Consider the following 25,969-nt stretch of genomic DNA (forward strand, 5'->3'; position numbering starts at 1 on the left):
AAGCCCAGTAATGGGTGAAGGGAACTGGCACTAACCGGCCGAAAACTTACAACAACCAACAAACACCAATGTTTGATGGGTTTCAGTAAGACGCACAACAAGCCTCGCAACCACAATTCACGAACACCCACACACTTGTGTATGGAGTGCGATACCGCACCCCACCACCAAAACACAAAGGTTTACACCCAGAAACGGGTGAATAAAGTTACGGCGGTCCATAGCGGCAGGGAAACGCCCGGTCCCATCCCGAACCCGGAAGCTAAGCCTGCCAGCGCCGATGATACTACCCTCTCGGGTGGAAAAGTAGGACACCGCCGAACACAAATTAAGTCCCGAGCCCTCCAATTTCGATTGGAGGGCTCGGGCATTTTTGTATGTCGGGACCTTTTACTAGAGGCGCGTTCGCAATTCGATAATTGAAAACGCGCCTCAGTGGTCGGTTAATTGAAAAGTGCCGGCATTGTGCGGCTCTTCTCCAATTCCAGCAATGCTCGCTTGCGGTCGAGTCCGCCGCCGTATCCGGTGAGGCTGCCATTGGCGCCGATCACCCGATGGCACGGCACGATGATTCCGATCGGATTGTGCCCATTGGCCAGTCCGACCGCGCGTGATCCGCTCGGCGATCCGATCTGGCGCGCGATCTCGCCGTAAGAGCAAGTTTCCCCGTACGGGATGGTTTGCAGGGCCTCCCACACCCGGCGCTGAAACTGGGTGCCCACCATGTCCAGTTCCAGTTCGAATTCGGTGAGGTCGCCGGCGAAGTAGGCGGTCAGTTGGTCGACGGCGTCGGGGAATGCTGCGTCGTCGCGCTCCCACCCTTCGCGGCTCGGTTCATACGTCTGATCGACCATCCGGAGATGCCTGAGCCGGCCATCGCGGCCGGCCAGCGTGAGTAGACCGACCGGGCTGTCCATCGTGCGGTACTGCAGTGTCGTCATGACTTCTCCTCTGGATCGTGCGGGGGCCATTCGTTCACCGCGTGGTCCAGGGTGGTCCACAGGTGTTGTGTCGCATAGGCGCGCCATGGGCGCCACCGCGTGCTGTGCTCCATGAGGCCGTTCGCCGGCATGCCCAAGTGTTCGGCAGCAGCGCGCACCCCGAGATCGGTGGCAGGGAAGGCATCTGGATCACCGAGGCCACGCATCGCGATCACCTCTGTCGTCCACGGCCCCACCCCGGGAAGCGCAAGCAACTGCTCGCGGGTGCGGTCCCAATCGCAGCCGGGGTCCAGGACCAGATCGCCGGCGGCGATGGCCTGAACCATGGCCGCCACCGTCCGTCTTCGTGAGGCCGGCATCGCGAGATGCGCTGGATCCAGCCCGACGAGATCCGTGACGTCGGGAAAGACGTGGGTCAAACCGCCCGTGTCGCCGGAGATCGGTGTTCCGTAACCGGCGACCAGGCGACCCACATGCGTACGTGCAGCCTTGATCGAGACCTGTTGGCCGATCACCACCCGGAGCGCCAGTTCGGTTTCGTCGACTGTGCGGGGAATGCGTTGTCCGGGCGCCTTGGCCACCACCGCCGCGAGCGCTGGATCCACCTGTAGCGCTTCCACGACCGCCTCCGGGTCGGCATCCAGGTCCAACAGCCGTCGACACCGCGCAATGGCGGCCGACAGGTCACGGAAATCGTCGAGCACCAACAGGCAGCGGACATGGTCTGGTTGAGGTGCCAGGCCGACCACGCCATGACCGTGCGGCAGTCGCAGGGTGCGCCGGAACTGCCCGTCGCGGACCTCCTCCAACCCCGGCACCGCACTGGCCGCCAGATGGCCGAACAAACCTTCGTAGGAGAACGGGGTCCGCACCGGCAGCCGTAGTGACACAACACCGGGAGCGGCGGACACCGCGGTGGTGAATTTCCTCCGGGCCCGTTGGCGAAGCTGGGTGGGCGTGAGATCGCACACCGCGCGGACGGTGTCGTTGAACTGCCGGATGCTGGCGAAACCCGCGGCGAACGCGACATCGGCGAACGGGATCTCAGTGGTTTCGATCAGGACCCGAGCCGTCTGGGCGCGCTGGGCCCGAGCCAGGGCCAGGGGATTGGCACCCAGCTCGGCCTGCAGGATGCGTTGCAGCTGCCGACTGGTGTACCCGACGCGGGCGGCGAGCCCCGTCACCCCTTCGCGGTCCACGATGCCGTCGGCGATGAGCCGCATGCACCGCGCGACGATGTCGCCGCGCACGTTCCATTCCGGGGAACCGGGCGAGGCGTCGGGACGGCACCGTTTACAGGCCCGGAACCCGGCCGCCTGGGCGGCCGCCGCGGTCGGATAGAACCGCATGTTCCGGGCGAAAGGTGGGCGCACCGGGCAGCTGGGACGGCAGTAGATACCTGTGGTGAGCACGGCGGTGACGAACCAACCGTCGAACCGTGCGTCCTTGGATTGGACTGCGCGGTAGCAGCGGTCGAAATCTTCGTGCATGCGTTCCACGATGGCACGGTATCCAGCGCCGCACTAGCGGAAAAACGACATGGTCGTGGGGCTTGGCTCGCGGTTAGACTTCGTCCTGTGGCCGAGCTGGTGCAGCAGTACCTGGACCGGATTCGTGCCGAGCAGATCGATACGCGGGATGGTGCCCTGGCAAACTACATCCCCGAACTCGCCAACGTCGACCCCGAGGGTTTCGGGCTCAGCCTGTCGTCCTCGGACGGCTATGTCTACGAATCCGGCGATGCTGCACTCGAATTCACCATCCAGTCGATTTCGAAACCTTTCACGTATGCCCTGGCGCTGGACCTGATCGGCCAGGATGCGGTGGACGCCAGGATCGGGGTGGAACCCTCCGGTGAAGCGTTCAACGAGATCAGCGTCGACGATGTGACCAAGACACCGAAGAACCCGATGATCAACGCTGGTGCGATTGCAGCGGTTTCGCTGGTCCCCGGAGCGGGTCCCGATGAGCAGTTCGACCGCATCCACGACTTCTACTCGGCATGTGCGGGCCGACGACTCGAGATCGACATGGATGTCTATGACTCGGAGAAGGCCACGGGCAATCGCAACCGCGCGATCGCCTACATGTTGGCCAGTTTCGGTGTGCTGGACGGTGATCCGGATGACGTGCTGGATGTGTACTTCCGGCAGTGTTCGGTCAAGGTCACCAGTACCGACCTGGCGCGCATGGCCGCCACGTTGGCGCGGGGTGGGCTCAATCCGTTGACCGGGAGACGGGTGATCGACGCACACGTGGTGCGCCGCACCCTCAGTGTGATGGTGACCTGCGGGATGTACGACGCGACAGGCGATTGGGTCAGTGCTGTGGGCATGCCCGCCAAGAGCGGCGTCGGCGGTGGCATCGTGGCGGTGCTGCCCGGCCAACTCGGGATCGGCGTCTACTCGCCGCGGCTGGATGCTCGCGGTAACAGTGTGCGCGGCGTACAGGTGTGCCGAAACCTCTCTTCGCAGCTGGGATTGCACTTCCTCAGCGTCACTCGTGAGTCGTCATCGACCTTGCGGGCCGTGTTCGACGCAGGGCCGGGCATCCGGGTCTACGAGGTCCAGGGAGACCTCTTGTTCGCCGGAGCCGAGCAGGTGCTGCGGACCGCCGACCATGACCGTGGTCGGTACGACGTGGCCGTGCTGGACGTCACCCGCGTCGACGACATCAACGACGCTGCCCGCGGCATGCTCACCGGGATGCGGGCCAACCTGACCGCAGCTGGCAAGGAGGCCTATCTCGTCGACCCTGACGGTCGTGTGGTGCCTGCCGACCGGCACGACGATTACGACGCCATCGTGTTCCGCACCCTCGACGAGGCGGTGAATGCGGCGCTGCGGAGGTGTGCAGGCTAGGTCGGCACGGCGACGCGGGTCGGCTCACCGAGGCCTCGCAGGGGGACCGACTCGCCCAGTGACCAACGAGCCCTTTCGGTTTCAGATGCGTTGGCGATGGTGTCCGATGAGGCCACCAGGTGCCCGGGCACCTGCTTGGAGAAATCGCACAACCGTGACGCCTCGTTGACCGGCTCGCCGATCACCGTGTATTCGAAGCGTTCCTTGGCGCCCACGTTGCCCGCCACCACCTGGCCCGCCGCGACCCCGATGCCTGCCTTCAGCTCGGGAACCTCGGCACGCAACCGTTGCGCGATCGCCCGTGCGGCTCCAAGGGCTTCGTCCTCGGCGATGGGAAGAGAGACCGGCGCGCCGAACACCGCGAGGATGGCGTCACCCTCGAACTTGTTGACCAGGCCGCGGTGATTGTCGACCTCATCGACGATGACAGCGAAGAATCTGTTGAGCAGATCGACGACCTCGACCGCCGGCCTGGTGGTGACCAGCTGGGTCGAGCCGATGACGTCGACGAAAATCACTGCGGCGTGGCGTTCCTCGCCACCGAGGACAGGCTTCTCCTGTTCGGCCAGTGCGGCGACTTCACGGCCGACATGCCGGCCGAACAGATCGCGCACTCGCTCGCGCTCGCGCAGCCCGTGCACCATGGAGTTGAATCCCCGTTGCAGCTGGCCGAGTTCGGTGCCGTCGAACACCACGAGGTTGGTGTCCAGATCACCCTGCTCGACGCGATTGAGCGCGGCACGCACCACCCGAATCGGGGTCGCGGTCAGGTAGGACAGGATCCACATCAGCAGGAATCCGAACACCAGCGCAAACGAGCCGAGACCGATGACGGCGTAGGCGAATTGGACCGGTGTCAGGTTGTTGAGCGTCACGGCGAACACCGCGGCCAGCATGATGCCCAGGATGGGAACGCCCGAGCTCAGCGCCCATACCACCATGGTGCGACCCATGATGCCCTGCGCCAGCCGGACCGGCGGCGGGCCCGCTTCCAGCGCCTGCGCGGCGACCGGCCGCAGTGCGAACTCGGTGAAGAGATGGCAGCTGACCGACACCACGATGCCGGGAAAACTGATGCCCAGCAGGAACTTCGGAATGTAATTGGTGTCGACCAGACCGTAGAGCGTCGTCAACAACGCGGTGCCCACGCCCCACAGGATCAGCAGCACCCGGGTGAGCCGGAACGGGGCGAGGAAGGTGTTCCGCTGATCCGCGACGGTCGGTGGACGTTCCTCGATGGCCCAGCGCACATTGTCGATCACCCGGGTCGTCGCCCAGAACACCCCGACGATCAACGCCGTTCCCATGTAAGCGGGTGCCACGATGAAGGTGATCCAGCGGACCGACGGGTCGAACACAGCCGGCGATGGGAACAACAGGGTGACGATGATCATCGAGATGCCGATACCGAGCAGGTTCCCGAGGATCACGAATGCCGTCAGGATGGCCTGAATGCGCACCCTGCGCCGACGCTGACTCTCCGATACCCGGCCCAACACCCACGATCCGTATTCCGGGGTGTCCGGGATCCGGCTGTTCTGGCGGGTGACACCCTCAAGGACGCGGCCCAGCCGTCGTGCCAGCGATTTGTCGGAGTTCATTGTGGCGTCAGCCTAGTTCGTTCGCCATGCCCTTAAGGTGGATCGGGTGCGCCTCGTGATTGCCCAGTGCACCGTCGACTATGTCGGGCGGCTGACCGCTCACCTTCCATCGGCCCGCCGGCTGTTGTTGTTCAAGTCCGACGGTTCGGTCAGTGTCCATGCCGATGATCGCGCCTACAAGCCGCTGAACTGGATGAGTCCGCCGTGCTGGCTCACCGAGGATGAGGGCGACGGGGCGCCGGTGTGGGTGGTCGAGAACAAGGCCGGTGAGCAGCTGCGCATCACGGTCGAAGACGTCGAGCACGACTCCAGCCACGAACTCGGAGTCGATCCCGGACTGGTGAAGGACGGTGTGGAAGCGCACCTACAGGTGCTCTTGGCCGAACACGTCGAGCTGTTGGGCGCCGGCTACACGCTGGTGCGCCGGGAGTACCCGACCGCGATCGGTCCGGTGGATCTGATGTGCCGCGACGAGCTGGGCCGCTCGGTGGCGGTGGAGATCAAGCGCCGCGGCGAGATCGACGGGGTGGAGCAGCTGACCCGCTATCTCGAGCTGCTCAACCGCGATACCGTGCTGGCTCCGGTGGCCGGTGTGTTCGCTGCCCAGCAGATCAAACCGCAGGCCCGGACGCTGGCCACTGACCGCGGAATCCGCTGCGTGACTTTGGATTACGACCAGATGCGGGGTATGGACAGCGACGAATACCGGCTGTTCTGATGCGCCGTCGGCGTCGTGAGGATCGGCGGTTCGCGCCACCGCCGATGTCACGTCGCGTCGAGACGGGGCCCGACGGTTACGACTACGAGGTGCGGGTGGTTACCGCCTCACGTGCGGTGAAGGTCTATCGATGCCCCGGATGCGACCACGAGATTCGTGTGGCCACCGCGCATGTGGTGGTGTTGCCGGTCGATGTCGGCGATGTCGATGACCGCAGGCACTGGCACACCGCCTGCTGGGCGAATCGGGCCAATCGCGGCCCGACGAGAAAGTGGTCCTAGTGCTCTGAATCCGCGGCCGGTTCGACCAGTTCGATCAGCACGCCGCCGGCATCCTTGGGGTGGATGAAGTTGATGCGCGAGTTCGCCGTGCCCTTGCGGGGAGCTTCGTAGAGCAGCCGAACTCCCTGGCTCCGCAGGCGCTCACTCAGTGCGTCGATGTCGCTGGTCCGGTAGGCCAGCTGCTGCAGACCGGGGCCGCTGCGATCGATGAACTTGGCGATCGTCGACTTCTCGTTCAGCGGGGCCAGCAGCTGGATCTGGGCGCTGCCCTTGGCGGCGCCGCGAACCGAGAGCATGGCCTCACGCACACCCTGGTCTTCGTTGATCTCCTCGTGGAGGACAATCATGCCGAGGTGGTCGTGGTACCACTTGGCCGCGGCATCGAGATCGGGAACGGCGATACCGACGTGATCGATCGCCGTCACCAGCGCGGAAGCGAGTGCGGGACGGGCATCAACCTGTTCGGCGGTCATAACGCAACGGTAACCTTTACCTGAACGTTTGCGTATGTGTGATCGCCCACACAGCTCTTGGACCATGGCTTTGGAGGAAAGAATGACCACGTCGGTGATTGTTGCTGGAGCGCGTACTCCGGTTGGCAAGTTGATGGGCTCGCTGAAGGATTTTTCCGGCAGTGACCTGGGCGCGATCGCAATCCGCGGCGCCCTCGAGAAGGCGAAGGTCGACGCTTCGCTGGTGGACTACGTGATCATGGGCCAGGTGCTGACCGCCGGCGCCGGTCAGATGCCCGCTCGCCAGTCCGCCGTAGCCGCAGGCATCGGCTGGGATGTGCCGGCCCTGTCCATCAACAAGATGTGCCTGTCGGGCATCGATGCGATCGCGCTGGCCGACCAGCTGATCCGCGCCGGCGAATTCGAGGTCGTGGTCGCCGGTGGGCAGGAGTCGATGAGCCAGGCCCCGCACCTGCTGCCCAAGAGCCGTGAGGGCTACAAGTACGGCGATGCGACGCTGGTCGACCACTTGGCCTACGACGGTCTGCACGACGTGTTCACAGATCAGCCGATGGGCGCACTCACCGAGCAGCGCAACGACGTCGACAAGTTCACCCGCACCGAGCAGGACGAGTTTGCTGCTCAGTCGCACCAGAAGGCCGCCGCGGCATGGAAGGACGGGGTGTACGCCGACGAGGTGGTGCCCGTGTCGATCCCGCAGCGCAAGGGTGACCCGATCGAGTTCGCCGAGGACGAGGGCATCCGGGCCAACACCACCGCCGAATCGCTGGGCGGCCTGCGTCCGGCCTTCCGCAAGGACGGCACCATCACTGCCGGCTCGTCGTCGCAGATCTCCGACGGTGCGGCCGCGGTAGTGGTGATGAGCAAGGCCAAGGCGCAGGAGCTGGGTCTGGACTGGCTGTGTGAGATCGGTGCCCACGGTGTGGTGGCCGGCCCGGACTCCACGCTGCAGAGCCAGCCCGCCAACGCGATCAAGAAGGCCGTCGAGCGCGAGGGCATCAGCGTCGATCAGCTGGACGTCCTCGAGATCAACGAGGCGTTCGCTGCGGTGTCGCTGGCCTCGACCAAGGAGCTGGGCGTCGACCCGGCCAAGGTCAATGTGAACGGCGGCGCGATCGCCATCGGTCACCCGATCGGGATGTCCGGTGCGCGCATCACGCTGCACGCGGCGCTGGAACTGGCGCGCAAGGGGTCCGGCTACGCGGTGGCCGCGCTCTGCGGTGCCGGTGGCCAGGGCGATGCCCTGATCCTGCGTCGCCCGTAGTTAACCGACGACTCAAAACGACGCTGCGTAGTAGCTGGCCGTCACTTCGGGCACAATGGCGGCCATGACACGCTCCTTCGACCTGCGCACGGTTTCCGGCTGGTTCCGGCTCATCGCCCTCGCTGAGGCGGTGAGCTGGGCCGGCCTGCTGGTCGGCATGTATTTCAAGTACCTGGGCAGTCCGCGCACCGAGATCGGTGTCAAGGTGTTCGGGCCGATACACGGGGGCGTCTTCGTCGCCTTCGTGGTGGCCGCTCTGCTGGTTGGTATTGCCTGCAAGTGGGGCGTGGGCACCTGGTTTCTGGCGTTGCTGGCCAGCATCGTGCCATTGGGCAGTGTGATCTTTGTCATGTGGGCGGATCGGACTGCCCGCATCGAATCGGGCGGGGCTCCCGCGCTGGTGGCACAACCGGGCGGGACTGTCCCGGAAACGACGTGACAGACTTGATGGCGTGACTCGTCCACGACCTTCTGTGGGGCCGGCGCTGGCCGGCGCTGTTGACCTCTCGGCACTCAAGCAGCGGCCCGCGGCGGGCGCCGGCGGTGGCAGCCCCAGTGCGCCCGGCGGCCCGAATGTCACCGAGGTCAACGAAGCCAACTTCGAAGCCGAGGTGCTGGTCCGCTCCGGTCAGGTGCCGGTGGTGGTGCTGCTGTGGTCGCCGCGCAGCGATTCCAGTGCCGCGCTGGGGGAGACCCTGGCCGGTCTGGCTGACGCCGACAACGGCAAATGGTCCCTGGCGCTGGTCAACGTCGACACCACCCCGAGGGTGGCGCAGATGTTCGGCATCCAGGGCGTGCCCACCGTGGTTGCGCTTGCCGGAGGCCAGCCGATCGCCAGCTTCCAGGGCTCTCAGCCGGCCGACGAACTCCGTCGCTGGGTCGATTCGCTCCTCGACGCGACCGCGGGCAAGCTGACGGGGTCCGGTGACGGTGACGGCGAGGCGGAGCCGGTCGATCCCGAGCTCGCTGCGGCCCGTGCCCACCTGGACGAAGGGGACTTCCCCGCCGCCGCCGCCGCGTATCAGGCGATTCTCGATGCCCAGCCCAACCATGCCGAGGCCAAGGGCGCGGTGCGACAGATCGCGTTCCTGCAGCGGGCCAGCGCGCAGCGCCCCGATGCCGTTGCCGTCGCCGACGCTGCTCCCGACGACATCGACGCCGCGTTCGCCGCGGCCGATGCCGAACTCCTGGCTCAAGAGGTGTCGGCCGCCTTCGATCGGCTCATCGCACTGATCAAGCGCACCGCCGGCGACGACCGGACCAAGGTGCGGACCCGTCTCATCGAACTGTTCGACCTGTTCGACCCCGCCGATCCCGAGGTGGTGGCCGGCCGCCGCAATCTGGCCAACGCGCTCTACTGAGCACTTCGCCGAGCAGACAGAAAACTGCCCCTTTTCACGCGAAAAGGGGCAGTTTTGTGTCTGCTCGGCGGTGGAGTCGCGCGTCAGGCGGGCTCGAACCACAGCATCGCCAGCGGCGGCAGAACCATCACCGCTGAGGCTGGGCGGCCGTGCCACGGCTCGTCGGTGGCCTGCACCGCGCCCATGTTCCCGATACCGGACCCGTTGTAGATCGTCGCGTCGGTGTTGAGCACCTCCTGCCAGTCACCGGCATAAGGTAGACCGAGCCGGTATTCGCTGTGCTCGCTGCCGGCGAAGTTCACCACGCAGGCCAGCACGGAACCGTCGGCACCGAACCGCAGGAAGCTCAGCACGTTGTTGGCGGAGTCGTTGGCGTCGATCCACGAATAGCCCTCGGGGCTGGTGTCGCGGCTCCACAACGCCGGGTGGCGCGCGTAGATCCCGTTGAGATCGCGCACCAGGCGTTGTACGCCGCCGGAGAAGCCTTGCTCGTCGAGCTGGAACCAGTCCAGCCCGCGCTCCTCGGACCATTCGGCCCGCTGTCCGAATTCCTGGCCCATGAACAGCAGTTGCTTGCCCGGATGGGCCCACTGGTAGGCCAGCAGGCTGCGCAGGCCGGCGGCCTTGGCGTGGTCGTCGCCGGGCATCCGGGTCCATAGCGTGCCCTTTCCGTGCACGACCTCGTCGTGGCTGATGGGCAGCACATAGTTCTCACTGAACGCGTACAGCATCGAGAACGTCATCTCGTGATGGTGGTAGCTGCGATGCACCGGGTCATGGCTGACGTAGTCGAGCGTGTCGTTCATCCAACCCATGTTCCATTTCATCGAGAACCCAAGGCCGCCGAGGTTGGTCGGGCGGGTGACGCCGGGCCAGGACGTCGACTCCTCGGCGATGGTGACGATTCCGGGGTTCGCCTTGTGCACGGTGGCGTTCATCTCCTGCAGGAACTGCACCGCCTCCAAGTTCTCCCGCCCGCCGTAGATGTTGGGCGTCCAACCTCCCTCGGGGCGGGAGTAGTCGAGGTAGAGCATCGAGGCGACGGCATCGACGCGCAGGCCATCGACGTGGTATTCCTGCAGCCAGTACAGCGCATTGGCGACGAGGAAATTGCGTACCTCGGGGCGACCGAAGTCGAAGACGTAAGTACCCCAGTCGAGCTGTTCCCCGCGGCGCGGGTCGGAATGCTCGTACAGCGGCGTGCCGTCGAAACGGCCAAGGGCCCAGGCGTCTTTGGGGAAATGGGCCGGGACCCAGTCGACGATCACCCCGATCCCGGCCCGGTGCAGTGAATCCACCAGGAACCGAAAATCGTCAGGTGTGCCCAACCGGGAGGTCGGGGCGTAATAGGACGTGACCTGGTAGCCCCACGATCCGCCGAACGGGTGCTCCGCCACGGGGAGCAGTTCGACATGGGTGAAACCCTGTTCCACAACATATTCGGTGAGTTCGGTGGCCAACTGCCGGTAGCTGAGCCCGGGACGCCACGACATCAGGTGCACCTCGTAGGTGCTCATCGGCTCGAACACCGGATTCTGTGCGGCGCGCTGGGTCATCCACTTGCCGTCGGTCCAGGTGTACGAGCTGGTGGTGACGCGCGACGCAGTTTGCGGCGGCACCTCGGTGGCGAAGGCCATCGGATCTGCGCGGTCGGTGGTGAACCCGCCGGCGCCGTGGACGCGGAATTTGTACAGGCCGTCGACCGGGAACCCCGGCCAGAACAACTCCCAGACCCCCGACGAGCCCAGCGCCCGCATCTGGGCCTCGTTGCCGTCCCAGTGATTGAAGTCACCGATCACGCTGACGCCCTTGGCATTCGGTGCCCACACTGCGAACGACACGCCCTCGACGACCCCGTCAGGGGTGGTGAAACTGCGCGGGTGCGCGCCCAGGATCTCCCAGAGCCGTTCATGGCGCCCTTCGGCGAAAAGATGAAGGTCAAGTTCGCCGAGGGTGGGCAGGAACCGGTAGGCGTCGGCGGTGGTGAGGGTGAAGATGGATTCGTCGGCGCCCGGATAGCCGATCTCCAGGCGGTAGTCGGCCAGGCCGGCGAACGGAACGGCCACGGCAAAAAGTCCGGAGTCGATGTGCTGCATGGGGAATCGGTCGCCGCCGATCACCGCCACGACCTTGGCGGCGTGCGGGCGGTAGGCCCGGATCACGGTCCGGCCGTTGTACTCGTGGGCCCCCAGCACCGAATGCGGGTCGTGGTGTTGCCCGATCAGCAGCCGCTGGATGTCCGATGGGTCGGGCCGCAGATGTCTGTCGGTGAGGTGGTTGCTTCTCGTCATCTTGTTCTCATTCCCTGCGTAGCAAGCCCAGTCGTTGCTCATAGGGTACGAGCGGCATGTTCAGCACGTGTGCCACCGCCTTGGCGGGGTCGAGGCGGACGTAATTCGACTGTCCCCATTGATATTCCTCGCCGGTGATCTCGTCGCGTACCCAGAACCGGTCATGCGATTCCATACCCAGTGTCTCCATGTTCAACCACAACATGGCTTCTTCCGGGCCGAACGCGTTGAGCGTGACCACCACGAGCACGGTGTCTCCGGTGATCGGGTCGAACTTGCTGTAGGCCAGCAGTGCGTCGTTGTCGACGTGGTGGAAGGTCAGGGTCCGAAGCTGGCGTAGGGCCGGGTGCAGGCGCCGGATCTCGTTGAGGCGGGTCACGAACGGTTCGAGCGAACGGCCCTCGGCCATCGCCGCCGCGAAATCACGGGGACGCAGCTCGTATTTCTCCGAATCCAGGTATTCCTCGCTGCCCTCCCGGACGGCTCGGTGCTCGAACAGCTCGAAACCCGAATACATGCCCCATGACGGGCTCATGGTGGCGGCCAGCACCGCGCGGATCGCGAACATCCCGGGACCGCCGTGTTGCAGCGACTCGTGCAGGATGTCGGGCGTGTTGACCCACAGGCTGGGCCGTGCGCTGTCGGCGTTCCCGGTGATCTCGTTGCCGAACTCGGTCAGCTCCCACTTGTTGGTACGCCAGGTGAAGTACGTGTAGGACTGGGTGAAACCGCGCTTGGCCAGCCCGTAGAGCCGGGCGGGACGGGTGAAGGCCTCGGACAGGAACAGCACGTCCGGATCTTCGTTCTTGACCGCGGCGATCAGCCAGACCCAGAAGTTCGGCGGTTTGGTGTGCGGGTTGTCGACGCGGAACACCTTGACACCGTGCGAGATCCAGAACCGCACCACCCGCAGCACCTCGTGGTACAGGCCGGCGGGATCGTTGTCGAAGTTGAGCGGGTAGATGTCCTGGTATTTCTTGGGCGGATTCTCCGCGTACGCGATGGTGCCGTCGGGCAGTACCGTGAACCACTCCGGATGCGCTGCGGCCCATGGGTGATCCGGCGCGCACTGCAATGCGAGATCGAGTGCCACCTCGACACCTTGTTTTCGGGCGGCGGCCACGAAGTCGTCGAAGTCGTCGATCGTGCCGAGTGCAGGGTGCACGGCGTCGTGGCCGCCCTCGTCGCTGCCGATGGCCCACGGTGACCCGACGTCGTCCGGTGCGGCGGTGACCGCGTTGTTGCGTCCCTTGCGATGCACCTTGCCGATCGGGTGGATGGGCGGCAGATACACGATGTTGAAGCCCATGCGGGCGATCCGGGGCAGCTGCTCGGCGGCGGTGGCGAATGTCCCGTGCACGGGATGTCCGGCCTTGTCCCAGCCGCCCGTGGACCGCGGGAACATCTCGTACCACGACGAGAACCTGGCCAGCGGCCGGTCCACCCAGACACCGTATTGCTCACCGCGGGTGACCAACTCGCGCAACGGGTACTGCTCGAGCAGTTCGGTGACCTCTTCGGACAGTGCCGCCCCCGCACGGCGGAACGGGTCACCGGGGATACGCAGTGCCGCGGCGGCCTCGATCAGCGGATCGCGCAGTTTGCGGGGTACCCCCGCGGCAGCGCGCTCGAGCAGACGCGCCCCGACCAGAAGGTCGTTGGACAACTCGGCTTCGCTCTGACCTGCGCCGAGCTTGGCCTCGACCGCGTGCCGCCAGGTGGACAGCGGATCGCCCCAGCCGTCGACCCGGTAGGTCCACAGGCCGACGGTGTCGGGCGTGAACTGGCCGTGAAAGACATCGGGGGTGTTTCCGGTGGACATCGGCAGGGCCTGGGGCTTGATGCGTTGCGAAGGACGCACCCCCGGGTTGGTGGGCAGCACGGTGTCGATGGGCACCGGCGCGGCCGCGGTGCCGGGTCCGGTCGCCAGCTGCGGGTAGTCCGTACCGAGATACCGCACGACCAAGGTGGCCGCGACCGCGTCATGTCCCTCGCGCCAGACGGTGGCGCGCACCGGCACCACCTCGCCGACGACGGCTTTTGCCGGGAACTGTCCGCCGAAGATCACAGGCGCGACATCGTCGATTCCGATTCGACCGGCCACCCATCCACTCCTCACGTCGTCTCGATCAAGCGGCTGTCTCTCGTGCACTCGCCTTGTCGCGTGTCTGATACCCACCGTAATGGGCTGCCCAATCTGGCGGGCGTTAAGCATGACCAGACCGCCGCTCGTACGGATAACACCGTCTGAACGGATATCGCTCACCGCTGCACGACCCGGAATTGTCAGTAAGGTTGGATCGCGTGAAAGCCCTCAGAAGGTTCACCGTCCGCGCGCACCTTCCCGAGCGGTTGGCGGCGCTGGAACGGCTGTCGATCAACCTGCGCTGGTCGTGGCACAAACCCACCCAGGATCTGTTTGCCATGCTCGACTCCGAGCTGTGGCAGCAGACCAAGGGGGATCCGGTGGCGTTGCTGGGGGCGGTCAGTCCGCAACGGCTGGACGAACTGGCGGGCGACGAATCCTTCCTGGGCCGGCTCGACGAGCTGGCCGCCGACCTGGACAACTATCTGAGCCGCCCGCTGTGGTACCAGCAGCAGATCGACGACGGCGTCGCCATGCCGAAGGGCATCGCGTACTTCTCGATGGAGTTCGGCGTCGCCGAGGTGCTGCCCAACTATTCGGGCGGCCTGGGCATCCTGGCCGGCGACCATCTGAAATCCGCGTCGGATCTGGGGCTGCCGTTGATCGCGGTCGGTCTCTACTACCGCTCGGGTTACTTTCGGCAGTCGTTGACTGCCGACGGTTGGCAGCACGAGACCTATCCGTCGCTGGACCCGCAGGGCCTGCCGTTGCGTCTGCTCACCGACGCGTCCGGGGCACCGGTACTGGTGGAGTTGGCGTTGCCGGAGGCCCGGGAACTGCGGGCTCGGGTCTGGATCGCGCAGGTGGGACGGATTCCGCTGCTCCTGCTCGATTCCGACGTTCCGGAGAACGAGCACGAACTGCGCGGGGTCACCGACCGCCTCTACGGCGGCGATCAGGAACACCGGATCAAGCAGGAGATACTGGCCGGCATCGGCGGTATTCGTGCGATCCGGGCGTTCACCGAGATCGAAAACCTGCCTGCCCCTGAGGTTTTCCACATGAACGAGGGTCACGCCGGATTTCTTGGCGTGGAGCGTATCCGCGAACTGGTCGCGGCGGGACTGGATTTCGACACCGCACTGACGGTGGTGCGTTCCTCGACGGTGTTCACCACCCACACTCCGGTGCCTGCCGGGATCGACCGGTTCCCGGTCGAGATGATCAGGAGCTACTTCGGCAGCCCACCCGGTGGCCCCGCCGACTCCCGGCTCCTGCCCGGTGTGCCGCTGGACCGGGTTGTCGCGTTCGGTGCCGAGGACGATCCGTCGAAGTTCAACATGGCACACATGGGTCTGCGGCTGGCGCAGCGGGCCAACGGGGTGTCGCTGCTGCACGGCCGGGTCAGCCGCGCCATGTTCAACGACCTGTGGCCGGGGTTCGACCGGGCCGAGGTCCCGATCGGCTCAATCACCAACGGTGTGCACGCCCCGACCTGGGCGGCGCCGCAGTGGTTGGCACTGGGCCGCGAGCTGATCGGCTCCGAGGCGGCCGAACCGGCGGTGTGGGAACGCCTGCAGGAGGTCGAACCCGGCCATATGTGGTGGATCCGTTCGCAGTTGCGCGAGACGCTCATCGCTGATGTCCGTGACCGGTTGCGCCGTTCCTGGCTGGAACGCGGCGCATCCGAGGCCGAACTTGGCTGGATCGCAACGGCTTTCGACCCGTCGGTGCTGACGGTCGGGTTCGCGCGGCGCGTGCCGACCTACAAGCGGTTGACGCTGATGCTGCGTGACCCGGAGCGGCTGGAGAAGCTGCTGCTCGACGAGAAACGGCCGGTGCAGCTGATCGTGGCCGGTAAGTCGCACCCGGCCGACGACGGGGGCAAGGCGCTGATCCAGCAGATCGTGCGGTTCGCCGACCGTCCGGAGGTGCGCCATCGCATCGCGTTCCTGCCCGATTACGACATGTCGATGGCCCGGTTTTTGTACTGGGGTTGTGACGTCTGGCTGAACAATCCGTTGCGGCCGCTGGAGGCGTGTGGCACGTCGGGCATGAAGAGCGCGCTCAACGGCGGGCTGAACCTGTCCATCCGGGACGGCTGGTGGGACGAGTGGTACGACGGCGAGAACGGATGGGAGATCCCGACCGCCGACGGCGTGGAGGACGAGGCGCGTCGTGACGATCTGGAGGCCGCCGCCCTGTACGACCTGCTCGAGCATGCGGTCACCCCCAAGTTCTACGAGCGCGACGAGCATGGCGTCCCGACGCGGTGGGTCGAGATGGTGCGCCACACCTTGCAGGTGCTGGGGCCCAAGGTGCTGGCCTCGCGCATGGTGCGCGACTACACCGAGAAGTACTACATGCCTGCGGCGCTGTCGTTGCGCGAGACCGTCGAGGCCACCTCGGGTGAGCCGTTCGGTGCAGCCAGGGAACTGGCCACCTACCGGCGCCGTGCCCAGGAGGCCTGGCCGAAGATCCAGATCACCGATGTGGACAGCTATGGCCTGCCGGATACGCCGCTGTTGGGGTCACAGCTGACGCTGACGGCCACAGTGCAGTTGGCCGGGCTGAGGCCCGACGAGGTCACGGTGCAGGCCGTGCTGGGCCGCGTGGACGCCCGCGACGTGATCCTGAATCCGGTGACCGTGCCGATGACGCACACCGGATCGGCAGAGGGCGGCACCGAGGTGTTCTCCACGAGCACGCCGCTGCCGGTGGCCGGACCGGTGGGGTACACCGTCCGGGTGTTACCGCACCATCGGTTGCTGACCGCGGACAACGAGTTGGGCCTGGTGGCACTGGCTTGAGTAACGCGCTCAAAGTTCAGCTCGACGGTGGACCGTACGCGCTGGCGGCCGGAAGCGACGGCGCGATGTGGGTGACGCTGGTGCATGCCGGCGCCGTCGCCCGGGTCTCGGCCGCCGGTGAGGTGACCACGTATCCGGTCGCGGAGTGTGCGCGTCCGTCGATCATCGCGGCCGGACCGGACGGGGCCCTCTGGTTCACTCGCTCCGGTGACGATCGCATCGGCCGGATCACCACGGCCGGGGAGCTGAGTTCGTTCGAATTGCCCGAGGGCAGTTCACCATTCGGCATCACCGCGGGCCCCGACGATGCCATGTGGTTCACCACGATGTCGTCGGGCGAGATCTGCCGGATCGGCACCGATGGCGAGATCAGCAGCCAGGCCGTGGTCGGCGGGATGCCGTCGATGATCACCAAGGGGCCCGATGACGCGTTGTGGTTCACCCTCAACGAGACCGGCAAGGTTGGCCGGCTGACCGTCGACGGAAATCTCACGGTTCGCGAACTACCCACTGCCGCAGCCGGTCCGGTGGGCATCGCGGCCACCCATGACGATGCGGTCTGGTTCACCGAGATCCGCGCCGACAAGGTGGGCAGGATCCCGGTCCACGACGCGATCCAGGAGCTCGACCTGCCGGGCAAACCGCACGCGGTGGTCGCCGACCCGACCGATGGCGTCTGGGTCAGCCTCTGGGGTGCCGACCAGGTCGCCCGGATCAGTGGCGACGGTGACGTGGTGACCATCGACCTGCCGTCCGGAAGCGAACCGCACGGGTTGGCGATCGGTCCCGACGGGGCCTGCTGGGTGGCGCTGGAATTTGGATTCGTCCTGAAAATGCCGACCTGAGTGACCGCCGCCAGCAACGGTCAGGTAAGTACATAGGCAGGTTCCCTTCGGGAACGTGGCGATACGTTCCCGCGGGGGACTGTAACGAGAGGCCGCCTGTGTTGATTCGCTCGTTGGGACTGCTCACGGCCGCGGCCCTGGGATGCACGGTGTCGGTTGCCCCGGCCTGGGCCGATCCCGTCGTCGCCCCCGAAATCGAGGTGGTGGCCGATGTGCTGCCCAAGCCGGGTGAACCGGCCGATGCCGATCTGGTCGAGTCGACCCCGCCGGCCACCCTCAAAACCCCGGATGGCTGGGACCTCACGGTGTCGGCCAGTGACGAGACGCGGGCCACGGTGCCACCTCTGACGACGGCAATCTCCTCCCGCGAGTATGTCGTCGGTGGTACCTACCGCGGTTTGATGGCGGGCCCCGGCGGCGACGAGCCGCGGGGCACGCTGGAGGCCGGTTACCAGATCGGCTGCGGCATCGACATGAGTACCTCCAACGGTGTCGCGCTGACCGGCACCGTTGGACTCAACTCATCTGTCGGCATTCTCGGCACCGATGTGGTCACGCCCTGGCCCGAGGGCATCCTGCCGGGAGTCGGCTCCAACATCGGCGGCGGCATCACCATCGGACTCAAACCCGGCATCATCAACCTCATCCCGGTGACCGAGAAGGAATTCAAGGGCACCGAGCCATGGGTGATGATCAGCAACTTCAGGGTGAAGATCGACGGCTGCGTGGGGCAGTCGTTCATCCGGTCCTATGCGGTGCTGACCCGGTCGACCGACGAGTCCGAGGCGGTCCTTGCCTGGTACGGCACCACGAAGGTGGTCTGAGCCGTCACGAGAAGCGCTTCAGGCAGCGCGGCTCGTCACCGAGGATGCCGACCCGGAACGCATCGATGCGGGCGAACCCGGAGGGCACCGACTCTCCGTTGACGTCACTGGCCGCCAACCCGTTGGTGAGGATGCCCGATACCGCCTCGTCGATGTCGCCCGCGGTCAGCAGGATGGTGTCGCCGTTGGGCAGGTTCACGGGCTTGATCATCTTGGCGGTGGCCACGCCGGTCAGGCAGGCGGTGCGCAGCGCCGCCTCGGCGTTGTCGAGCACCAGGCCCCGGGCATGCTGAAGGGCCAGGGTGTAGCGCGAGATCAGCACCGAGAACGCGGTGTTGTCACCACCGGCCAGATCGCCGACGTCGACCTCGTCGGAGGGTGTTGCCAATGCTTGCATCTCGGCCAGGTCGACCACGATGGTGTTGGTGTCAGGGCAGTAGGAGGCCGGGGGGCTGGGCTGTGCGTTCGCGCAGTCCGCCGCCGCCTCGGGCCGGAAGCTGAGCTGCGGGGGGCTCGCCGGTTCGAAGAGGATGTTGAGCGCGTCGACCATCGAGCGCACCCAGTGTTCGGTGATGTCCAGGTCGCCGCTCTGGTCTTCGGGTAGCAGGACCGGAAGGTCGCCGCGCCGCTGGTTGATCTCCTTGCCGTCGATCGCGGCGCAGGCCGCGGGCCCGTCGGTGAACCCGAATTGGAAGGCCGAGATCCGTTCGAACGCCGACCCGTGCTCGTCGATCCCGACCCGGGCCTCGGCCTCGGTGAGCAGCGGGTCGCGGAACGCGATCACTGCAGCGAGCAGTTTGTTGAGCCCGTCGGCGGTACTGAGTGAGAACCGCGGCGAGTCGCCTTGGGCCACCCATCGCATGTAGCTGCCTGCCAGACAGTCGGCCTGCTGTTCGGCGACCAGGGTGGGCGTCTTACGGTTGACCAGTCCGGCCTGCTGCTGGATGGCATGGCCGTACTCGTGGGCGAGCACCATGACGGCGCCCATGTCGCCGTTCTGCCGGCGCAGCCCGGGCATCAGCACGCCTCGGTCCCAGCCGATGGTCCGATCGGGTTTGCAGAACGCGGCGTTGACGAGTCCGTAGGTCTCCATCCCGCAGAACCCACCGTCGAAACTCTCGGCGTCCCACGAGATCAGCGCGCGCACCGGCTGGAAGTCACCTTCGAACGCCTCGGAGTAGGCATCCGACCAGTACTCCTCGAGGTCGCTGACGGCGCTGGCGGCGAGGTTGTCGATCTTGCCGCCATCGGAGTTGGTGACCTTGCGTGAGGGCTTCTCGGCGTCGGGGCGCAAACCGCTCGAACCGTCGGTGGCGGGCATGCCGGCAACCGAGAAGGGGTCGCTGAACACCGACACCGCCGTGCCGTCCACCAGAGACGAGCAGCCCGCCAGCGGCAACACCGTGCAGACGGCAAAAGCGAAGCCGAACAGGGCGCGTCGGCTCATGTTGCCGCCTTCCGGTGCACTCTGGCGGCCTTGACCATCCGCGCGGGTAATTGCCGCACACAATAGTTAACCGAGCGAGCGCAGGGTGCGATATCAGCTCGCGCCGCGCAGCCGCTTCAGCGACTGACGTACCCGTTCGGGGTCGGTGGTGGACCAGAACGGCGGCAGTGACGAGCGCAGGTACCCGCCGTAGCGGGCGGTCGCCAACCGGGAGTCGAGCACCGCGATGACGCCGCGGTCATCGGTGTGGCGCAGCAGCCGGCCGGTGCCCTGGGCGAGGAGCAGCGCGGCGTGGTTGGCGGCGATCGCCATGAAGCCGTTGCCACCGTGTGCGCTGATCGCCCGCTGCCGGGCGGTCAACAACGGATCGTCGGGACGGGGGAACGGAATCCGGTCGATCAGCACCAGCGAGAGCGACGGCCCGGGCACGTCCACCCCCTGCCACAGCGAAAGGGTGCCGAACAGCGACGTCTCCGGATCGTCTGAGAACTTCTGCACCAGAGCCGAAGTGGTGTCCTCGCCCTGGCACAGGACCGGCGTGGACAGCCGTCCGCGCATGACCTCGGCGGCGGCCTTGGCTGCGCGCATCGACGAGAACAGGCCAAGGGTGCGACCACCGGCCGCGGTGATCAGCCCCTCGATCTCATCGAGTGTCCTGCTGTCGGTGCCGTCGCGCCCCGGAGGCGGTAAATGCTTGGCAACATAGAGGATTGCGGATTTGGCGTGGTCGAAAGGTGATCCGACATCGAGGCCGCGCCAGCCTGGTTTGGCCGGCTCATTGTCGTCGGAGAAACCGCCGAGACCCCAGTTGCGCGCCATCGCGTCGAAGTTGCCACCGAGGGTCAGCGTTGCCGAGGTCAACACCGCGGTGGTGTTGGCGAACAGCCTGGTGCGCAACAGTCCCGATACCGACATCGGTGCCACCCGCAGCAGGCTGCGTCCGGGCCGGGGAGCTCCGGTGTTTCCGGCGTTCGGCCCGTCCGACTGTTCCACCCACACCACATCGACGCGGTCGGGTATGGGCGGGACGAACGACGTGAGGATCCGGGTGGCGGTGTCACTGACGTCGCTCAGTGCGGTGACGGCCTCGGTGCGGGCCGAGGCGGCCTGCGGATCGCTGGGCGTGGTGTCGATGGCAGTGCGCGCCGCGTTGGCGGCGTCGCGCAGTGCGGTCAGGTAGGTGCCCAGTTCCTCGTCGAGCACATCGATGCGGCCGGCGTCGAGCTCGTGCAGCATCGAGGACAGCGTCGCAGTCGCGGCCTCGAACCGTTCTGCCAGTTCGTCATCCACCAAACGGGACATCCTGCGGTGTGCCACCGCCATGGAGGTCGCCGACAATTCGGCGGTGGCCACCCCGGTCACCCGGTCGGCCAGTTCGTGAGCCTCGTCGACCACCAGTTGCTCGTACTCGGGCAGCACCGAGAAATCGGAGAGTGCGTCGATGGCCAGCAGTGCGTGGTTGGTGACGATGACATCGGCGGCCCCGGCCTTCTCCCTGGCGCGCTCGGCGAAGCAGTCGGTACCGAACTGGCAACGCGACACCCCGATGCACTCGCGTGCAGAGACACTGACCTGCGACCACGATCGGTCGGGCACGCCGGGGGTCACCTCGTCGCGATCGCCGGTCTCGGTGTCCGAAGACCATTCCGTCAGCCGTTGCACATCGCGGCCCATGGCGCTGACCGCCATGGGGGAGAACAGCTCGTCCTGAGGCCGGTCCGCCGGCTCCTCGGCCGATCCGTTGTGAATCTTGTTCAGGCACAGATAATTTCCGCGGCCCTTCAGCAGCGCGAAGGTAGGCTTGCGGGGCAGCGCTTCGGCCAGTGAGTTCACCAACCGCGGCAGGTCCCGGTCGACCAGTTGGCGTTGTAGGGCGATGGTGGCCGTCGAGACGACCACCGGTTGCTCGGTCTGCAGCGCGCGGGCGATCGACGGCACCAGATAGGCCAGCGATTTGCCGGTGCCGGTGCCGGCCTGCACGGCCAGGTGTTCCCCGGACTCGAAGGCGTTCGCGACGGCCTCGGCCATCTGGACCTGACCGGGGCGACTGGCACCGCCGAGCCCTTTGACGGCGATCTTGAGGAGATTGGTCACCACATTGGCCACCTCGCGGGATGGCTTCGATTTGGTCGTCATGTCTGGGCCGACGCCATGACCCGGGTGGGAATGGCCGGCTCGCCACGAGAAAGTTTGAGGCCATCCCACGGCAGGCTGTGCAGACCCGCGGCCACCCGTTGGCGCGCGGTGGTCAGGTCGGCGGACGGGTGGTGCCCTTCGGCGGGGACGCCGTCGGTGACCAGTGGCACCGTCAGCCGGCGCGCGGTGAGCCCCGTGGGCTCCGAGGGAGCCTGGCCGTGCGGGTAGACCACTTCCTCGACGACCGTGCCCGAGGCCTTGGCCAGCCGGAGCGCCTGTTTGCGGCCACCGTGGGATTCCTTGCGGCTGCTGCGCTTGGCCACCGGGATCCCGTCGACCTCGACCAGCTTGTAGACCATCCCGGCGGTCGGTGCGCCCGATCCGGTGACAACCGAGGTGCCGACGCCATAGCTGTCGACGGGCTCGGCGCGCAGGGCAGCGATCGCGAACTCGTCGAGGTCACCGGAGACCACGATCTGGGTTCCGGTGGCCCCGAGGCCGTCGAGCTGCTGGCGCACCTGACGGGCCAGCACCCCCAGATCGCCCGAGTCGATGCGGACGGCGCCCAGCTGCGGTCCGGCCGCGGCGATCGCGTTGGCCACCCCGGTGGTGATGTCGTAGGTGTCCACCAGCAGGGTAGTGTCGACGCCGAGCGCAGCCACCTGGCCGCGGAACGCGGCCTGCTCGTCGGGGCCGGACTCGGTGGTGTGCAGCAGCGTGTAGGCGTGCGCCGCGGTGCCCAGCGCGGGGACGCCGTAGCGCTGCTGGGCGGCCAGATTGGAAGATCCGGTGAACCCGGCCAGGTAGGCCGCCCGCGCTGCGGCCACGGCCGCCAACTCGTGGGTACGTCGTGAGCCCATCTCGATCATCGGGCGGCCCTGGGCGGCGCTGGTCATCCGGGCAGCCGCCGAAGCGATCGCCGTGTCGTGGTTGAGGATTGAGAGCACCAGCGTCTCGAGGACCACACACTCGGCGAAGGTTCCGTGCACCGAAAGCACCGGTGAACCCGGAAAATAGAGCTCGCCCTCGGCGTAGCCGTCGACGTCACCGCTGAACCGGTAGTTGGCCAGATAATCCAGAGTCGCGGGATCGAGGAACTCGGAGAGCCCGGTCAATTCCTCCGGCGAGAAGCTGAACTGTGCCAACGCTTCCACAAACCGTCCGGTGCCGGCGACCACGCCGTACCGGCGCCCTTCGGGGAGTCGGCGGGCAAAGACCTCGAACGTGGTGCGGCGGTACGCCGTGCCGTCGCGCAGCGCGGCGGCGAGCATCGTCAGCTCGTACTTGTCGGTGAGCAACGCGACGGTCACACCAGCAACCGTAGCTGTTCGCAGCTGCTTCAATAGCGCGGCTCCCCGGCCGGTATTGTGGGCCCATGGTTACACCGGCGAAGGCCCGTCCGGGGACCCGCGAGGAGCGCAGCGTCGAGGCGGCGCCCCGGGAAGAGACAGCCACCGAAAGCCCATGGGTGACCATCGTCTGGGACGATCCGGTCAACCTGATGACCTACGTCACCTACGTGTTCCAGAAATTGTTCGGATACAGCGAGCCGCACGCGACCAAGCTGATGTTGCAGGTACACAACGAAGGCAAGGCCGTGGTGTCGGCAGGCAGTCGCGAGTCGATGGAAACCGATGTGTCCAAACTGCACGCCGCAGGGCTGTGGGCCACGATGCAACAGGACCGCTGATCGACTGTGCGTAAATGGAAAAGGGTCGAGACCGCCGACGGTCTGCGCTTCCGCTCGGCGTTGGAGGCCCACGAGGCCGCGCTGCTGTCAAGCCTGGGCACCTCGATGCTGGGCATGCTCGACGAGCGTGGATCGTCTGGGCCCACAGACGAACTCGAGATGATCACCGGCATGAAGACCGGCAATCCGCAGCCGCCCGAGGACGCCACGATGAAGCGTCTGCTCCCGGATTTCTATCGACCGCAGACCGAGCATCCCGCGGGTTCGGGCACCGCCGAGAGTCTCAACAGTGCGCTGCGCGGACTACATGAACCGACCATCATCGACGCCAAACGCGAAGCGGCCCAACGTTTGTTGGACACCATCCCGGACGGCGGCGGCAAACTCGAGCTGACGCAGGACGACGCCGAGTCGTGGGCCGCGGCGGTCAACGACATCCGGCTGGCGTTGGGAACCATGCTCGACATCGGTGCGCAGGGCCCCGACCAGCTGCCCGCCGAGCATCCGATGGCCGGGCACCTCGACGTCTATCAGTGGCTGACCGTGCTGCAGGAGTACCTCGTCCTCGGCCTGATGGGGAGATAGGACCAGATGGGCTCGATCACCGACGTCGGCGGCATTCTGGTCGGCCACCATCACCGCATCGATCCGGATGTGTCGCTGGGCTCGGGTTGGGCCTCGGGGTCGACCGTGGTGCTGGCCCCGCCGGGAACCGTCGGTGCCGTCGACGGGCGCGGGGGCGCCCCGGGCACCCGCGAGACCGACCTCCTGGACCCGATCAACACCGTGCGCCATGTCGACGCCGTGGTGCTGACCGGCGGCAGCGCCTACGGGCTGGCCGCCGCAGACGGCGTGATGACCTGGCTGGAGGAGCAGGGCCGCGGGGTGGCGATGGACGGCGGCGTGGTGCCGATCGTGCCCGCCGCGGTGATCTTCGATCTGCCGGTGGGCGGCTGGGCGAACCGGCCGACCGCCGACTTCGGATATGCGGCGGCCGCGGCTGCCTCCACCGAGTTCGCCCTGGGCACCGTCGGCGGCGGGGTCGGCGCCCGCGCCGGAGTGCTCAAGGGCGGTGTGGGCACCGCCTCGGTGACGCTGGACTGCGGCGTGACGGTCGGTGCCCTGGTCGTGCTCAACGCCGCCGGTGACGTGGTCGACCCGGCCACCGGTCTGCCGTGGATGGCGGGGCTTATCGAAGAGTTCGGGCTGACCGCCCCGCCCGCCGACCAACTCGCGGCCTACGCCGACCATCACACCGAGTTGAGCGCGTTGAACACCACGATCGCGGTGGTCGCCACCGATGCGGCGCTGAGCCCCGCCGGGTGCCGCCGGGTGGCGGTCGCCGCCCACGATGGATTGGCCCGGACCATCCAGCCGTGTCACACCCCGATCGATGGCGATACGGTGTTTGCGCTGGCGACGGGTGCGGTGACCGTCGAACCGGACGAAAAGACCCCGGTGGCGATGTCACCGGAAACGGCGTTGGTGACCAAGGTCGGGGCTGCCGCGGCCGACGTGCTGGCCCGCGCGGTAATGGTCGGGCTGCTGGCTGCCGAGCCGGTGGCCGGAATACCGACCTACCGTGGCATGTTGCCGGGAGCGTTCGCTGTGAAGGAATGGGAGTGATCAAGTGCTGGTGATCCGCCGGGATCTCGTCGAGGCCATGGTGGCGCATGCCCGCGCCGACCATCCTGACGAGGCGTGTGGAGTGATCGCCGGGCCGGAAGGCTCCGATCGGCCCGAGCGCTTCATCGCGATGGCCAACGCCGAGCGTTCGCCGACGTTCTACCGATTCGATTCGGGCGAGCAGCTCAAGGTGTGGCGCGGGATGGACGATGCCGATGAAGTGCCCGTCGTCATCTACCACTCGCACACCGCGACCGAGGCATATCCGAGCCGCACCGACACGTCGTTGGCCTCCGAACCCGACGCCCACTACGTATTGGTGTCCACCCGCGACCCCGACGAGCATGAACTGCGCAGCTATCGCATCATCGACGGCGTCGTCACCGAGGAACCCGTCGACATCGTCGAGCAGTACAACTAAGGAGCGCCATGGCCGAGCCCATTTCTGTAACCGTCTCGATCCCGACCATCCTGCGACCGCACACCGGCGGACAGAAACGCGTCAGCGCGTCCGGCGACACCCTGTCGGCCGTGATCAGCGACCTGGAGGCCAACTACTCCGGCATCTCGGACCGGTTGGTCGATAACGGCAAGCTGCACCGTTTCGTCAACATCTACGTCAACGACGAGGACGTGCGGTTCTCCGGTGGTCTGGATACGACGCTGTCGGATGGTGATTCGGTCACCATCCTGCCCGCGGTCGCCGGCGGATAA

23 protein-coding genes and 1 rRNA gene are annotated in these 25,969 nt (G+C 66.5%); 15 read left to right on the forward strand and 9 right to left on the reverse strand.

Annotation, left to right across the window (positions count from 1 at the left end; genetic code table 11):
• The first annotated feature begins 209 nt into the window (after nucleotides 1-209).
• Nucleotides 210-323, forward strand: a 5S ribosomal RNA gene (gene rrf, locus AC4ELH_RS04435).
• 120 nt (nucleotides 324-443) lie between these two features.
• On the opposite strand, the gene AC4ELH_RS04440 is transcribed toward rrf, so the two are convergent.
• Together AC4ELH_RS04440 and AC4ELH_RS04445 are read right to left on the reverse strand one after the other, a co-directional pair.
• Complete coding sequence (locus AC4ELH_RS04440; protein ID WP_448447816.1) at nucleotides 444-941, reverse strand: methylated-DNA--[protein]-cysteine S-methyltransferase; 498 nt, start codon at nucleotides 939-941, stop codon at nucleotides 444-446.
• Entirely contained in the window at nucleotides 938-2,431 is a 1,494-nt protein-coding gene (locus tag AC4ELH_RS04445; protein ID WP_498883419.1) for a DNA-3-methyladenine glycosylase 2 family protein, read from the reverse strand. The genes AC4ELH_RS04440 and AC4ELH_RS04445 overlap by 4 nt, the downstream gene beginning before the upstream one ends.
• A gap of 87 nt (nucleotides 2,432-2,518) precedes the next feature.
• Between AC4ELH_RS04445 and glsA the strand changes: the two genes are divergently transcribed.
• Nucleotides 2,519-3,802: a glutaminase A gene (glsA, locus tag AC4ELH_RS04450; RefSeq protein WP_064885718.1), complete on the forward strand. Its 1,284-nt coding sequence runs from the start codon at nucleotides 2,519-2,521 to the stop codon at nucleotides 3,800-3,802.
• Here glsA and AC4ELH_RS04455 read toward each other — a convergent pair.
• Nucleotides 3,799-5,403: an adenylate/guanylate cyclase domain-containing protein gene (locus AC4ELH_RS04455; protein WP_498883335.1), complete on the reverse strand. Its 1,605-nt coding sequence runs from the start codon at nucleotides 5,401-5,403 to the stop codon at nucleotides 3,799-3,801. The genes glsA and AC4ELH_RS04455 overlap by 4 nt on opposite strands.
• 46 nt (nucleotides 5,404-5,449) lie before the next feature.
• Between AC4ELH_RS04455 and nucS the strand changes: the two genes are divergently transcribed.
• The gene (gene nucS / locus AC4ELH_RS04460) at nucleotides 5,450-6,121 is read left to right on the forward strand and encodes an endonuclease NucS (protein WP_064961210.1); all 672 of its coding nucleotides are present in this window, start codon (nucleotides 5,450-5,452) and stop codon (nucleotides 6,119-6,121) included.
• Nucleotides 6,121-6,402 carry an Rv1322 family protein gene (locus AC4ELH_RS04465; protein ID WP_064885714.1) on the forward strand — a complete coding sequence of 94 codons (282 nt, stop codon included), beginning with the start codon at nucleotides 6,121-6,123 and terminating at the stop codon, nucleotides 6,400-6,402. The genes nucS and AC4ELH_RS04465 overlap by 1 nt, the downstream gene beginning before the upstream one ends.
• On the opposite strand, the gene mce is transcribed toward AC4ELH_RS04465, so the two are convergent.
• The gene (gene mce / locus AC4ELH_RS04470) at nucleotides 6,399-6,875 is read right to left on the reverse strand and encodes a methylmalonyl-CoA epimerase (RefSeq protein WP_064885712.1); all 477 of its coding nucleotides are present in this window, start codon (nucleotides 6,873-6,875) and stop codon (nucleotides 6,399-6,401) included. The genes AC4ELH_RS04465 and mce overlap by 4 nt on opposite strands.
• Before the next feature lie 82 nt (nucleotides 6,876-6,957).
• Between mce and AC4ELH_RS04475 the strand changes: the two genes are divergently transcribed.
• The 3 genes from AC4ELH_RS04475 to AC4ELH_RS04485 are packed head-to-tail and all read left to right on the forward strand — an operon-like array spanning nucleotide 6,958 to nucleotide 9,500.
• Nucleotides 6,958-8,139, forward strand: a complete 1,182-nt coding sequence (locus tag AC4ELH_RS04475; RefSeq protein WP_064961200.1) for an acetyl-CoA C-acetyltransferase — start codon at nucleotides 6,958-6,960, stop codon at nucleotides 8,137-8,139.
• Between the two features lie 55 nt (nucleotides 8,140-8,194).
• Nucleotides 8,195-8,578, forward strand: coding sequence for a DUF3817 domain-containing protein (locus AC4ELH_RS04480; RefSeq protein ID WP_110917082.1), 384 nt, complete (start codon nucleotides 8,195-8,197; stop codon nucleotides 8,576-8,578).
• 13 nt (nucleotides 8,579-8,591) lie between these two features.
• Nucleotides 8,592-9,500 carry a tetratricopeptide repeat protein gene (locus AC4ELH_RS04485; RefSeq protein WP_498883336.1) on the forward strand — a complete coding sequence of 303 codons (909 nt, stop codon included), beginning with the start codon at nucleotides 8,592-8,594 and terminating at the stop codon, nucleotides 9,498-9,500.
• Nucleotides 9,501-9,583: 83 nt separating this feature from the next.
• Here the strand turns inward: AC4ELH_RS04485 and glgB are convergent, their stop codons facing one another.
• Nucleotides 9,584-11,791, reverse strand: a complete 2,208-nt coding sequence (gene glgB / locus AC4ELH_RS04490) for a 1,4-alpha-glucan branching protein GlgB (protein WP_448447828.1) — start codon at nucleotides 11,789-11,791, stop codon at nucleotides 9,584-9,586.
• Between the two features lie 7 nt (nucleotides 11,792-11,798).
• Nucleotides 11,799-13,895, reverse strand: a complete 2,097-nt coding sequence (locus AC4ELH_RS04495; protein ID WP_498883337.1) for an alpha-1,4-glucan--maltose-1-phosphate maltosyltransferase — start codon at nucleotides 13,893-13,895, stop codon at nucleotides 11,799-11,801.
• 200 nt (nucleotides 13,896-14,095) lie between these two features.
• On the opposite strand from AC4ELH_RS04495, the gene AC4ELH_RS04500 reads away from it, so the two are divergent.
• The 3 genes from AC4ELH_RS04500 (at nucleotide 14,096) to AC4ELH_RS04510 (ending at nucleotide 18,356) form a co-directional block, all read left to right on the forward strand.
• Entirely contained in the window at nucleotides 14,096-16,687 is a 2,592-nt protein-coding gene (locus AC4ELH_RS04500) for a glycosyltransferase family 1 protein (protein WP_498883338.1), read from the forward strand.
• Nucleotides 16,684-17,532, forward strand: a complete 849-nt coding sequence (locus AC4ELH_RS04505) for a Vgb family protein (RefSeq protein ID WP_498883339.1) — start codon at nucleotides 16,684-16,686, stop codon at nucleotides 17,530-17,532. The genes AC4ELH_RS04500 and AC4ELH_RS04505 overlap by 4 nt, the downstream gene beginning before the upstream one ends.
• Before the next feature lie 98 nt (nucleotides 17,533-17,630).
• A complete protein-coding gene (locus tag AC4ELH_RS04510) occupies nucleotides 17,631-18,356 on the forward strand; it encodes an MspA family porin (protein ID WP_064885699.1) in 726 nt (241 codons plus the stop codon).
• A 4-nt stretch (nucleotides 18,357-18,360) separates the two neighbouring features.
• Here the strand turns inward: AC4ELH_RS04510 and AC4ELH_RS04515 are convergent, their stop codons facing one another.
• From AC4ELH_RS04515 to AC4ELH_RS04525, 3 genes are all read right to left on the reverse strand, one after another.
• On the reverse strand, nucleotides 18,361-19,803 hold the full coding sequence (locus tag AC4ELH_RS04515) for a neutral zinc metallopeptidase (RefSeq protein ID WP_498883340.1): 1,443 nt from the start codon (nucleotides 19,801-19,803) through the stop codon (nucleotides 18,361-18,363).
• Nucleotides 19,804-19,896: 93 nt separating this feature from the next.
• Nucleotides 19,897-21,939 (reverse strand): ATP-dependent DNA helicase, encoded by a 2,043-nt coding sequence (locus AC4ELH_RS04520; protein WP_064961195.1) that lies wholly within the window; start codon nucleotides 21,937-21,939, stop codon nucleotides 19,897-19,899.
• Complete coding sequence (locus AC4ELH_RS04525; RefSeq protein ID WP_498883420.1) at nucleotides 21,936-23,210, reverse strand: nicotinate phosphoribosyltransferase; 1,275 nt, start codon at nucleotides 23,208-23,210, stop codon at nucleotides 21,936-21,938. The genes AC4ELH_RS04520 and AC4ELH_RS04525 overlap by 4 nt, the downstream gene beginning before the upstream one ends.
• A gap of 104 nt (nucleotides 23,211-23,314) precedes the next feature.
• Between AC4ELH_RS04525 and clpS the strand changes: the two genes are divergently transcribed.
• Genes clpS through AC4ELH_RS04550 form a run of 5 tightly spaced genes read left to right on the forward strand, consistent with a single transcriptional unit; the run spans nucleotide 23,315 to nucleotide 25,969 of the window.
• On the forward strand, nucleotides 23,315-23,629 hold the full coding sequence (clpS, locus tag AC4ELH_RS04530; RefSeq protein WP_055116122.1) for an ATP-dependent Clp protease adapter ClpS: 315 nt from the start codon (nucleotides 23,315-23,317) through the stop codon (nucleotides 23,627-23,629).
• A 6-nt stretch (nucleotides 23,630-23,635) separates the two neighbouring features.
• Nucleotides 23,636-24,214 (forward strand): oxidative stress transcriptional regulator AosR, encoded by a 579-nt coding sequence (aosR, locus tag AC4ELH_RS04535; protein ID WP_064885691.1) that lies wholly within the window; start codon nucleotides 23,636-23,638, stop codon nucleotides 24,212-24,214.
• 6 nt (nucleotides 24,215-24,220) lie between these two features.
• Nucleotides 24,221-25,255 (forward strand): P1 family peptidase, encoded by a 1,035-nt coding sequence (locus tag AC4ELH_RS04540; protein WP_064885689.1) that lies wholly within the window; start codon nucleotides 24,221-24,223, stop codon nucleotides 25,253-25,255.
• Between the two features lie 4 nt (nucleotides 25,256-25,259).
• On the forward strand, nucleotides 25,260-25,676 hold the full coding sequence (locus AC4ELH_RS04545; RefSeq protein ID WP_064885687.1) for a M67 family metallopeptidase: 417 nt from the start codon (nucleotides 25,260-25,262) through the stop codon (nucleotides 25,674-25,676).
• A 20-nt stretch (nucleotides 25,677-25,696) separates the two neighbouring features.
• The gene (locus AC4ELH_RS04550) at nucleotides 25,697-25,969 is read left to right on the forward strand and encodes a MoaD/ThiS family protein (protein WP_498883421.1); all 273 of its coding nucleotides are present in this window, start codon (nucleotides 25,697-25,699) and stop codon (nucleotides 25,967-25,969) included.

This window comes from Mycobacterium shunyiense (assembly GCF_058270075.1).